The sequence below is a fragment of the Paenibacillus sp. sptzw28 genome (assembly GCF_019550795.1).
Taxonomy (GTDB): domain Bacteria; phylum Bacillota; class Bacilli; order Paenibacillales; family Paenibacillaceae; genus Paenibacillus_Z.
The window spans coordinates 331,000-343,205 of the sequence record NZ_CP080545.1 but is presented as its reverse complement, the minus strand read 5'-3'; the positions used below and the strand labels follow the sequence as shown (position 1 = coordinate 343,205).

At 47.6% G+C, this 12,206-nt stretch carries 10 protein-coding genes; 3 read left to right on the top strand and 7 right to left on the bottom strand.

Features of this window, described 5'->3' with window-relative positions; all coding sequences use genetic code 11:
- Nucleotide 1: 1 nt before the first annotated feature.
- From KZ483_RS01575 to KZ483_RS01560, 4 genes are read right to left on the bottom strand one after another with little or no spacing between them, the layout of a single operon-like run.
- Nucleotides 2-889 carry an ABC transporter permease gene (locus tag KZ483_RS01575; protein ID WP_220351049.1) on the bottom strand — a complete coding sequence of 296 codons (888 nt, stop codon included), beginning with the start codon at nucleotides 887-889 and terminating at the stop codon, nucleotides 2-4.
- A complete protein-coding gene (locus tag KZ483_RS01570; protein WP_220351048.1) occupies nucleotides 886-2,244 on the bottom strand; it encodes an FAD-binding oxidoreductase in 1,359 nt (452 codons plus the stop codon). Before KZ483_RS01570 ends, KZ483_RS01575 begins: the two co-directional genes overlap by 4 nt.
- A gap of 34 nt (nucleotides 2,245-2,278) precedes the next feature.
- Nucleotides 2,279-3,052 carry an ABC transporter ATP-binding protein gene (locus KZ483_RS01565; RefSeq protein WP_220351047.1) on the bottom strand — a complete coding sequence of 258 codons (774 nt, stop codon included), beginning with the start codon at nucleotides 3,050-3,052 and terminating at the stop codon, nucleotides 2,279-2,281.
- A 21-nt stretch (nucleotides 3,053-3,073) separates the two neighbouring features.
- Entirely contained in the window at nucleotides 3,074-3,874 is an 801-nt protein-coding gene (locus tag KZ483_RS01560) for a creatininase family protein (RefSeq protein WP_309568626.1), read from the bottom strand.
- Nucleotides 3,875-4,177: 303 nt separating this feature from the next.
- On the opposite strand from KZ483_RS01560, the gene KZ483_RS01555 reads away from it, so the two are divergent.
- Together KZ483_RS01555 and KZ483_RS01550 are read left to right on the top strand one after the other, a co-directional pair.
- A complete protein-coding gene (locus KZ483_RS01555) occupies nucleotides 4,178-4,954 on the top strand; it encodes a DeoR/GlpR family DNA-binding transcription regulator (protein ID WP_220351045.1) in 777 nt (258 codons plus the stop codon).
- A 567-nt stretch (nucleotides 4,955-5,521) separates the two neighbouring features.
- Nucleotides 5,522-7,150: a cellulase family glycosylhydrolase gene (locus KZ483_RS01550; RefSeq protein ID WP_220351044.1), complete on the top strand. Its 1,629-nt coding sequence runs from the start codon at nucleotides 5,522-5,524 to the stop codon at nucleotides 7,148-7,150.
- 181 nt (nucleotides 7,151-7,331) lie between these two features.
- On the opposite strand, the gene KZ483_RS01545 is transcribed toward KZ483_RS01550, so the two are convergent.
- The gene (locus KZ483_RS01545; RefSeq protein WP_220351043.1) at nucleotides 7,332-8,486 is read right to left on the bottom strand and encodes a serine hydrolase domain-containing protein; all 1,155 of its coding nucleotides are present in this window, start codon (nucleotides 8,484-8,486) and stop codon (nucleotides 7,332-7,334) included.
- Nucleotides 8,487-9,031: 545 nt separating this feature from the next.
- Entirely contained in the window at nucleotides 9,032-9,616 is a 585-nt protein-coding gene (locus KZ483_RS01540; RefSeq protein ID WP_220351042.1) for a Crp/Fnr family transcriptional regulator, read from the bottom strand.
- 129 nt (nucleotides 9,617-9,745) lie between these two features.
- On the opposite strand from KZ483_RS01540, the gene KZ483_RS01535 reads away from it, so the two are divergent.
- Entirely contained in the window at nucleotides 9,746-10,708 is a 963-nt protein-coding gene (locus KZ483_RS01535; protein ID WP_220351041.1) for an NAD(P)-dependent alcohol dehydrogenase, read from the top strand.
- Nucleotides 10,709-10,839: 131 nt separating this feature from the next.
- Here the strand turns inward: KZ483_RS01535 and KZ483_RS01530 are convergent, their stop codons facing one another.
- Nucleotides 10,840-11,721, bottom strand: a complete 882-nt coding sequence (locus KZ483_RS01530; RefSeq protein ID WP_220351040.1) for a phosphotransferase family protein — start codon at nucleotides 11,719-11,721, stop codon at nucleotides 10,840-10,842.
- Between the last annotated feature and the right edge of the window lie 485 nt (nucleotides 11,722-12,206).

Sequence of the window (12,206 nt, the reverse complement as noted above, 5' to 3'; positions counted from 1 at the left end):
CTTACCCGTCCGAAGATTTCATCTCGGATTCATGCCAGGAGCTGAGCATCCACTTGGAGAAGGCGTTGACCAGCAGGAAAAAAGCGATTCCAAGCAGTGATGCCAAAAAGCCGCACGCGAATAAATAAGCGGTTCGAAGACGAGCGGCGGCGACGGTTATTGCATAGCCTAAGCCCCCCTGGCCGCCTCCGATGCCAGCGATGTATTCGCCCACGATGGCTCCGATAACGGCAAGTGTACAGGAAATTTTGAGTCCGGCGACGATGTAAGGCAGCGCAGAAGGCAAGCGCAGACGGAACATGAGCTGCAAAGGCGAGGCGTTGTAAAGGTAGAAAAGGTTCTTCATGTTGTGGTCGGTTGAATTGAGCCCGATCAGTGTATTGGACAGCATAGGGAAAAAGCCGATTAGGAATGCGATGATGACGATTGCGTTCATTCCTGCACCGAACCAGATGACGATGATCGGTGCGATGGCGACGATCGGAATGGTTTGCATAATAATGGCGTATGGGTAGACGCTTCTCTCGACAAGCTTGGAGCTCGCCAAAATGATCGCAAATCCGACTCCCAGCACGACGCTGAGCAGAAAACCAAGCACCGCTTCTGTAATCGTCGTATATACCGATACCCACAGATTAGCGGCGTTCTCAGATGCAGCCTGAACGATATCGGAGGGCTTGGGCAGCAAATAAGGCTTCATATCGGCGAGCCGGCAGAAAAGTTCCCATCCACCAATGAATATCACGAATGCCACGATGGGAGGCAGCACCGTTTTCAACCGTGCCAGCCTGGATTTGTACGATTCACTCTTTGGCACTACTCTCGGGTTTGTCTCCGATAGGGAATAAAGACTGGGGTCAGCGGCATCCTTAACGATCTCTTCCCTCATCTCTCATCACTCCTTATCGTTTCCTGTGCAGCGGGAATCTGCAGCTTGCCGGGGTTAAACAGGGAACGCGGGTCGTTCGCTCGTTTGGCAGCAAGCATCGCCTCCATTTGTCCGCGTCCGCCCATTTCGAGCATCCACGTGTGGGGATCGTTAATTCCGACGCCAATCGAACGGAAGAACGCGATGATCTCGTATAACCGTTCGTGAGTCGTATAGCGGACGATTGGCAGCGCGGCGGGGACGATGACGCCTGCCGAACGCATGAATTCGAGGTGCAACAGTACTTCGTCGCCAAACTCAGCCTTGATTTGGCCGATTTGCCGGGGGAAATCGACCGGATGGAAGCCCGCCTGGAGATAAGTGAGCGAAGGATCTGTCTTTAGAGCCCATAAAGTGGTGTGGTTCCATGTGAAGTCGGATAGACCTATGGTTTTGCGGTATTGATCGGAGGGGATGACATAGCCGATGCGTCCGCCAACCGAGGCTGCATGCGCTGCAAGCGCATTTTCGGTGCCTTCCTCGGTCTCCAGCAAGCACGCGCTCGCCCCTGGCTCGAGCTGGTGCGCGATCGGCTTGAAGAACGATGGAATTGGCCATTCGACAGGAGCGACCAGCCGCTTGCGGATTACGTCATCCAGTGCCACCGCATGAGAGAAACGGTATGCCGCTTCAAAATCGTCAAATTGCACGACCGTCTGCCTCCAGGGCACCTTCCTTGAGATCGGGATCTTTAGCTCCGTCAGGATACCGCTCGTTCCATAATTATGAATGTAAGCTGATAGCTCCGGCCCGTGGACGATAAGCCTCCGGGGCTTCTCCTCTATTGTGTACACGACGGCCTCCAGCACGTTGCCGTCCCACAGGTTACCCCAGGTTATTGAGCCGATGCCGCCAGAGCCGCCGCAGATGAAGCCGCCTACCGTCGCCTTCATGAACGTGCTCGGATAGATCCGAAGCTCCTTACCCTGCTCACGAAGAAGCTTCTCCAGCGCTCCCAGGCGAACTCCCGCCTGAACTCGGGCGTAATCGTCCGTCACCTCATGTACGGCATTTAGGCGGCTCAGGTCCAGCACAATTCCGCCCTCCAGCGGTACAGCCTGACCGTAATTTCCAGTTCCCGATCCACGCGTCGTAACCGGAATTCCATGGCGGTAAGCGAAGGCGAGCACCAAGGCGACCTGATCCTCCGTCTCCGGAACGACGATTGCGTCGGCTCTCTTGTCCCGGAGCAGCGGCTCCAGCACGGGGGAATACCAGTAATAATCCTTAGATAGTTTGTCAACTTGGTCGAAACCGAGGAGCAGCTTTTCTTTCCCGACTAAATCTGCCAATTCCTTTGTCCATACAAGCATCATCAGTTGACCCTCCTCTCCATTCTTGTTCCATGAATCAGTGCTTCAGAGCATCCGATACGGAACGAACAATCTGGCCGAATTCCGGGGTGGTACGGAAGGATTCGTCGCGTGGAAAAGGGACCGGTACGTCAATAACAGCGGCTATCTTACCGGGTCTTGGGGTCATGACGGCAACACGGGTGGACAAAAACACGGCTTCGAAAACATTATGCGTGACGAACAATACGGTCATTTCCTGGTCTCGGCTCCAGAGATCGAGCAGCTCAAGCTGAAGCGTCTGCCTCGTAATCTCGTCCAGCGCGCCAAACGGTTCGTCCATCAGGAGCAGCTTGGGCTTGGATACGAGCGCCCTGGCTATCGAGGCCCTCATCTTCATCCCCCCGGACAGCTGTCTGGGCATTGACTTCATATAATCTTTCAGCCCCACCAACTGAAGCACCCGCTCCGCCTCCAGCTGACGCTCCTTGCGGGATACGCCGCGAAGCGCCAGCGGGAGGGCCACGTTGTCAATGACGGAGCTCCAGGGCAGCAGCGTGTGGTCCTGGAAGACGAAGGCCGTATCGCTCTGCTTGCGGGCTTGCTTGGGAGTGGTTCCCATTACCTCAAGCGTTCCCCCCGTCGGTCCAGACAGGCCGGTGATCATTTTAAAGATCGTCGACTTGCCGCAGCCGGACGGCCCGACAAAGCAGAGAAACTCTCCTTCTGTAATTGAGAGATTTACGTCCTGAACGGCGACGGTTCCGTTCGGATACACTTTGGACAGCCGCCCCATTCGCACCCTTTCTTTTCTGACCGCAGTCGCTTTCATATGCCGTCACTGCTCCTCTCCTTATTCCTTCATAGATCCCATGTCAAATGCCGCAATCTCCAGCAGAGCTTCCGCCAGAAGCGGTCCCGCCTTCTTCAGCATGGCTTGTCCCCGTTCAGGATTTGCTTTGGTCGCGTCACCGGCGATTCCGCTGCGGGAGATGTCTTTCATAACCCAGGCAAACGATTTGGAGCGGAAGGAAAATGAAGTCGATTGGGGGAACTTCGGCATCTCCCTTAGAGCGAGTTCGGGATGGACCCAATCCGGACAGACTGCCATTACTAGAGAGGTCTCCACGTCTCCTGCATGAATCCCGCTCGCCTTCTCCTCGTCGTCGGTGAACGATTCACTGTAACGGACCGCACCCGGATCAAGGCGGTACACGGCAAGCCCGGTTGAGAGACGGATCTCTCTCGACATCATGCCGAGCAAGTCGGCGTTGCCCCCGTGAGTATTGAACAACAGAAGTTTTTTAAACCCGCTTCTAGCGAGAGATGCAGCGATATCCTGAAGCACCATCATCAAAGTCTGGGCCGACAATGTAAACGTTCCGGGGAATTCCGCGTGCTCGGTACTTTTGCCGTAACTGATAGGGGGAATCAGCCAGATTGGGGCATTCTCGGGAAGATGCTCGAATGCTTCCGCCATCAACGCCTCCCCAAGCAGAGTATCCGTATAGACAGGCATGTGGGGCCCATGCTGCTCGATGGCACCCACAGGAAGAACGACCAGCACTTCATCCTTCGGCATCACTTCGATCTCCCGGGTCGTCAGCCGGGGCAGAAAGCGGCGATCAAAAGCGTTTCCGTTATATCTGAACACCAAGTCACTCACCTCTCATCATATGTAACTTAACTTTACAAGCAGATAGCAAAAATATTCCGTTATCACTGTAAATCAAGACGGTTTAAGATCATTCCAAAGTTTTGAGTTAATTAAAATAACATAGGTATAACATGTATATATTTTATATATCACATAAACGAAAGTTTGTATAGTATAAATTCACATCAACGAACATTGGAATTGTTCATTTTCTTGCTGACAAGTGAACTGAAGAAAGATATAATTGCAAAAAAACTACCGATAAAAATCCGGTCAGGCCGATTTCGGGGAGGATCCATCATGCTCATGGGAACAAGACAATATGAAATCATGAAGCTGCTTGAGCTCAAGCAGCAGGCAACGATCATGGAACTCGCTGAGAAGTTCAATGTCTCGCAGATGACCATACGGCGCGATCTCGACCAATTGCAGTCCGAAGGCAGAATTCAGCGGTCCCACGGCGGGGCTGTTAAGGTTAAAAGATTCATGGGCTCCGATTACGATCAACGGGCAAACGAAAACAAAGCTGAGAAGATTGCCATTGCGAGGGAAGCCGTGAGGCATATCCAGGACGGGATGAGCATTATTCTGGATGCAGGGACAACGGTCGCAGCCATGGTGGACGAGTTGGAGAAGTTCAAAGGTCTGAAAATCATTACCCGTGATTTGCATACTGCGCTGCTTCTCTCAAACGAACAGAGATTCGGCAGCTTCGACGTCTACTGTACAGGAGGCCGGCTAAGCAAATGGGCTTATAGCCTGGACGGCATTTATGCGGAGAAGATGCTCGCTTCGCTAACGGTGGATGCAGCATTTCTTACTTGTGAAGCCATCTCTCATGCCAAGGGAGCCATGGCCTGGTCGCCCGTGCTCGTGGGTGCCAGACAGACTGCCATGAACGCGGCGGATAAAAACATTCTGCTGGTCGATTCGACCAAGTTCAGTTATAATTCGCTCGCGATCTTTGCCAGTCTTGACTCGTTCGACGAGATTATCACCGAGAATGGACTTGATGAAGACGAAGCCGATGTTTATGTGACTGCCGGCTATCCGCTTCGCATCGCACCCGTCATGTAATCGCTTCCATAGTAGTAGTCGTGGAAGAGAACCGTAACCGAGTCGGTTCTGGTGTTGATACCAATTAGCATGGATAACCGAAAATGTAATGGTGGAATAACCGCAGCGGTACTTGCCCGAAGCCCCTTCTTTATTCTGAAAAACGAAAAAAACCGTTTCTTAGTCAATAGAATTACCTATTTACGAAAGAAACGGTTTTTACATTTTGCTCTCTTGGATCGACGAAACATAAAAGAAAGTTGACTTTCCCCAAGTCCCTCACCAGATTTATTTCTCTTGCTAATCCCTTGAGTTGGCTAGATGAGATTGCTGGCGATTTGCTGCTGGTCATCCGAGATCCTGCGATGTAAGCCCTTTCATATTTCTATATGATTTTTACGATGATTATTAGGGTATTTTATATGCATTTAATTTTATAGAATAAATTTGTATCATATATTTTCATTTCCCAGTCTTCAGAAAGAAATAACATGTACTAAATAATGTTAAGGGGGAATTAATGGATTCGTTATTGGATGGAAGTTCTTTCGTTAAACTCACTATACTTTAAAGAATGGTGGTATTTGCATGAGATTAAAAATTAAGATATTCAGGAGCCATTTAATAGCTGTAATATTGATGATCGCAATTGCCTTTTCCGGTTTGAGTCCGGTAGTATCAGCTGCAGAAACAGCTGATTTCAATCAATTTAATGCTTCACAAATTGTTTATGAAATGGGTGCGGGCTGGAATCTGGGAAACCAGCTTGAAGCCACTACCAACGGTTGGCCCAGTGAAACGGCGTGGGGCAATCCCGCTGTAACGCAGGCTCTCATTCAAAAGGTAAAGGCAGCAGGATTTAAAACGATCCGTATCCCTGTTTCGTATTTGAATTATATAGGGAGTGGACCGAATTATACGATTGATTCCACATGGCTGAGCAGAGTTAAAACGGTCGTCGACTATGCCTACAGCGAGGGCTTGTATGTCATCATCAACGTTCATGGAGACGGTTACACGAACGTTGCCGGCTCTTGGTTGTTAGTCAATTCAAGCGATCAAACAACGGTTAGGGCAAAATATCAAAAAGTCTGGCAGCAGATCGCAAATACATTCGTCAATTATGATGAGAAGTTGATTTTTGAATCCATGAACGAAGTATTTGACGGCACTTGGGGCACACCTAACCCAACCTACTATTCAAATCTTAATACTTTAAATCAAGTCTTTGTAAATACCGTAAGACAATCCGGAGGAAACAACGCCGCAAGATGGCTCCTAATTCCTGGCTGGAATACGAATATTGATTATACAGCAGGCAATTATGGCTTCGTACTTCCTACAGACAATTACAGATCGTCCACCGTTCCAAGCAGTGAAAAGAGAATCATGATCTCCGTTCATTATTACTCGCCTTGGGACTTCGCCGGCGAGGAAACTGGCACCATTACCCAATGGGGAGCAACGGCTACCAACACTTCTAAAAAATCAACCTGGGGACAGGAAGACTACTTAGATTCCCAATTCAAGTCCATGTATGATAAATTCGTAACGCAAGGATATCCTGTGGTCATTGGTGAATTTGGTTCCATTGATAAAACAGCCTTCGATTCAGCGAATGATAATTATCGTGCTGAATTTGCAAAAGCAGTAACCGCAACTGCCAAGAAATACGGATCTGTCCCTGTTTATTGGGATAATGGACACAACGGACAGTACGGTTTTGGACTGTTTGACAGGTCGACCTATGCGATCACGGAGCAAGGAATTATTAATGCTATCATGAGTGCTATTGGCACTTCCAATGGTGGCAGCAATTATAAAATAAAGAATGTTGGCACGGGTTTGTTCATTGACGGTATGGGCCGTACCGCAAACGGCTCAAATGCGGGCCAATACAGCTCCAGCACGAGCAACAACCAACGATGGGTATTGGAAAACTACGGAAGCTATTACAAAATAAAAAATGTTGGTACGGGTTTGTATCTTGACGGGATGTACCGCACTACAGCCGGTTCCATCTGCGGACAATATAGCAACAGCGACAGTTGGAACCAGCGCTGGATATTGGAGCCCAACGGAAGCAATTACAGGATCAAGAATCAATCTACCGGTCTTTATTTGGATAGCGGCGGCACTACTACAAACGGTGCCGATCTGAAACAGTGGACCAGCAGCACCAGCACCAACCTGCAGTGGCAGTTAGTTACTCCCTAGTCTTAAGAATAACAAATGAATAACCCTTCAATATATGAAAAGGACCGTCCGCGAGGACGGTCCTTCCTCAACAATCCGCCCTTTATCCGGGTTCGAGCAAATGGCACCTTTTATTTTAAAATGTTGCGACTAATTTGTATACAGCGATTAACGAGCCAGTACGATTAAGTAAAGTGGAATGTCAATCCAATGCTCCGTAAATGACGGCGCGCAGCCGCGGATGTATGTATTGTTCCATACTTGGCATCATCTGTTGCATATAAACGACAGATAATTCTTCCTTCGGGTCGATCAACAGATACGTGCCGGCCAATCCTGCCCAACCGAACTCTCCAACCGATCCGTTAATACCGCCTGCCGCCGGATCGATCATGACGCGAACGCCTAATCCATATCCATAGCCGGGATTATTGAATTCCTTTAATTGCTGCAAACTCAAATGATTCGTGCCCATCAGCTGCACGGTCTTCGGACTCAGGATGCGCTCCCCGTCCAGCTTTCCGGCACCAGCGAGAGCCTGAGCGAATCGACTGTAATCTCCGATGGTGGATATCAGCCCGAAGCCGCCGCTTTCGAACTTGCATTCCGGCTGATAAAAGCCGTCGAGTCGATCATTGGACTTCAGCGACCCGTCATCTCCGCGGTCGTACAACGTACAGAGTCTGCCCTGTTGATCCTGCCGGATTTTAAAGGAAGTATCGCTCATTCCGAGCGGATCGAAAATCTCCTTTTGCAGAAAAGCTCCGAATCTTTGCCCTGACAATGTTTCAATCAACGCGGCCAACACGTCGTGGCTAGTTCCATACCTCCAATGCGTACCGGGGTCGAAAGCAAGGGGAACTTGGGCTAGCTCTCTTGCCACATCACGCGTATCCAAATCTGTAATCCCTGCACCGATAATTTTTTGCGTCCTTCTTTCGATTTCCGTCTGTTCTCCGCCATAAACAAGCCCCGAGGTCATCGTGAACAAATCCTTAACCCGTATAGAACCCGTTGCGGGCGAGATCATTTTGTTGCCTGACTCGTGATTCCGATAAACCTGCAGGTCCTTGTATTCAGGCAAATACTCTTCGAGTGGATCGTTCAGCAGATAGAGCCCACGCTCGAACAGTATGAGCGCGGCGGCGCAAGTAACCACTTTCGTCATGGAATAGATGCGATAGAGCGTATCCGGAGCGATCAGTCTTTCATTTTCCAAATTTGCATATCCCATTGTTTCCTGATAGAGTACTTCTCCTCGGCGAACGACGGTGCAGGCGCAACCCGGCGGTCCGTTATCCTTGAAGCTTTGCAGTAGCGGCGATAATCGTTCGTGAAGCCGAGAACGGCTGCTCATTTCCTCATCCCCTTCTCCCCTAAGTCTAGCGACTGATATTGCGGCTACACATTTTTGCTTTTCGCGCTGAACGATGAGTTTATAATACCGTTGATGCAATCGATGCTGCGCTTTCCACGAGATGGCCTGGAATTACCGCTGCCCCCCTTAAATATGATTTCGACAAATGTCCTACATCATCCGAGTTTCTTAATGGGAACGTAGCTCTCTATTAGTATAATCATACCACCAATCTGGAAAACATTGTCGATTTTGTCGCACAAAAATCCCCCTAGAGCCCATCTCTAGAGGGACAAACATATCGCTATAGAACTCTCCATTAATCCAACAGCTTTCTTAACCCTTGCCTTCACCCCAATTTTTCGCCGTCACTTATGGTAAGGTTCCCCGCGCTGTTTGTAACGGAAAGTTTCGTTTCCACCTGTATACGCAGGTTTAGGCTCGTCTCTTGACTTAAATCAATGCACGTAAGCATCCCCCTAGTTACAATATAATCATTACTTTAATTTATGGAGGCAAGGTATTCCAAGAATAGGGTGATCTGATCAGCGGGGGTCTTGGTGAGTTCTCTTCTTAATTCTGCTTAGTGACTCCGGAGTAATGCCGAGATAACTGGCTAATTGATGTTGAGGTACCCGGTCGATGAGTGATGGGCGTTTCATTTGCAACGTCTTGAAGCGTTCTTCAGGCGAAGAAGCGATAAAAGCAGCGAATTCCTCCTGGACCTGACCCAAGTTCTCCTCGATCATCATGCGGGTCATCGTCTCCAATTGAGGGTATTTGCTGTACATGTCCCTTTCCGTTTCGGGGTCGCCAACGACCATTACCGCATCTTCAACGCACGTGAAGGTGTAATCGGATAACTTGTCTGGTTTGTGATGATTGAAAATGGCGATAGCTTGCTCTTCGGTGTAGAAATTGGATGTAATCTCTCTTCCCTCTTCATCGATTGAATACTGTCTTACGCAACCTTTCAGAATGAAATAACATTTTGTAGGGGCATCTCCTTGTTTAAAAAGAACGGTTCCCTTTTTAAATTGTTCTATACGAATCTCGTCCATAATGACTTGCTGATCTTCCTCGTTTAGGGAAGTCCATCTCGACATATATTTGTATAAAATGTCCTTCATTGCTTTCCTTCATCTCCTTCTCTACCGTTCTTCCTCCCATCCATTTTCTAACCTCAGGGAGCATTTTGTAAAGGACCATTGCAGTGTATGTTTTATATAGAACTCACTAAAGAATAGGAGGGGAAACTCATGAAAGCTATGGTACAAATCTCTTATGGTCCACCGGAAGTGATCGTCCCACAAGAAATCCCGAAACCGTCACCTGGAAACAAGGAGGTTCTCATTCGTATCCAAGCTGCCGCAGTAGGTCCGTCAGACTGCGCTTTTCGCAAGGGCGAACCGCTAATAATTAAATTGATCTACGGACTTTCCAGACCGAAATTTGCCGTTGGAGGATGCGAATTAGCCGGAGAGGTCGAAGCGGTCGGCAAAGAAGTGAAGCATATTAAAGCCGGGGATCGTGTTCTGGGGATGAGCATCAAAAACTTCGGTGCATATGCCGAATATAAGTGTCTTTCCGAAGAGAGCCCCCTTGTAGTTATACCGGATAACATCACTTTTGAAGAAGCCGTCGGCATCTGTGACGGGGGGGCCACCGCATTGACGTTTCTAAGAGACAAGGCAAAGTTGCGGAAGGGACAAAAGGTGCTGATTAATGGCGCCTCGGGAGCTGTCGGCATCTACGCTGTGCAATTAGCCAAATTCTATGACGCTGAAGTAACAGGTGTTTGTTCTGCCGGTAACGTTGGTCTGGTAAGAAAAGCAGGCGCAGATTTCATTATTGATTATACCCAGGAGGATTTCACGAAGACGGAAAAAGCTTATGATGTCGTATTTGATGCTGTAGGAAAACGCTCCTTCACAACATGCAAGCGTGTACTCACAGCCAAGGGAATTTATCTGACTACCGTACCCAAGCTGTCTATCGTTATACAGATGATGTGGACCTCCCTGTTTAAAGGCAAACGGGCAGTCTTCGCAACAGCCGGCCTTATGCAAAACAAAGCAAATTTGGCGTTTCTCATGGAACTCGCAAAAAATGGAACTCTGAACGCCGTGATTGATCGTCGATATCCTCTGAAACTCCTGCCGGATGCCCAAAAATATGTAGAGACCGAACGTAAAAAAGGTAACGTGATTATTACATTCTAAAGTAGAGCCGTGACGTATCCCTCAAAAACTTGCCGTTACTTGTGGTATGGTTCTCCGCGCTATCTGTAACGGCAAGTTTAAAGGCCATCCTTTGTGGGATGGCCTGCCCAATCAAATCTAAACAACTATACTCAATATCCCACCGAATTCCTTAAAATATGAATATTTTCCTGAAGGAACGTTTGATTTTTTTCAATTCCTCTGTTTTTACACCAAACAACTGCGCTGAAAGCATCGTAAATATCATAAAATGGCAGCACTCTTTCCAGAGCCAACATAGGTCGAATCGATTGATAACCTTCAATGAACGGTATCTTTGTTCTCGGATTGACTTCCCAAATATATCGATTGACTTTTGTAAAATCTATTTCCGACGATCCACCACGGGCACTCTCGAAATCAATAATGCCAGCAACCTCGTTACCATTCACCAATATATTACCTGGTCTAAAATCCATGTGAACAATGCATGGTCCGTCAGGATCCGGTAAAGCAGAGAAAACTCCATCAAAGTGAAGAATACATCTTTCATACAAATTTGAGTCGAGAATCTCTTTGCATGGCTCTTTCCACTTTTCAAAATTACTTTTGATATGTAATCTCCAATTATTTTGGTCAAGTAACTTAAAACCATCGGTTACATGATAACCATACCCAGGAGTTTTAACCTCATGGAGCATAGCATGATACACGCCAATTTGAAAAGAGAGTTTCTCATCAATGTCTCCTGTACAAGGCATACCTTGAATTGCTGTAAGAAGCAATGCTCCAGTAGTACTTTCATCCCCGTACCAAATGTCCAATACCTTAGGAACAGGTATTATACCCTTTAATGTTTCAAGCATCTGAAATTCACGGAATAGTTTATCCTTGTTAAATGGAATTTTTACAAAAACGTTTTCTCCACTGGCAAGAGTAAGTTTGTATACATCAGAACTAAATGACTCTGGAACATCTTCAACACTCAAGACGTTCAACTTTAGCTTTTCTATAACTTTTAGAATAGAACTCATATGTAACCTCCTGTTTTGGAGCGATTCTTCCGATTTGTTTCTCTGAAAACCGAATCAAATCCAATATCTTACATACATCATATTTTTGACCCAGCACCAAGACCCCTTTTTCGAGGGGTCATTTTCATTTTTAGGAGGGATGTATGAATGAGGATCATCAAGAGACAGCACCACTGATGCCCAAGCAGGAACGAACCCGTACGTTGACGGCTCTGACTTTTTCCTCGCCGTTCGAATGCTTCGTGCTAAATCGTATCTTTTTATTATTGTTGTCCCCGTCACTAGGGTTTTTACTGTTTCATTTAGGTTACAATCCCTCAATCATCATGAACGGAATTATTAATTCAAATTTTTCCTTTACCATCACTTGTGATACGGTTCACCGTATCATCTCTAAGGCGAAAAAACTCGTTAGACTGTTCTAACGAGTCTTACATAATGGATGAGAATGTTGTTTAATTATTGCTTCATGGTCTGATTGACTT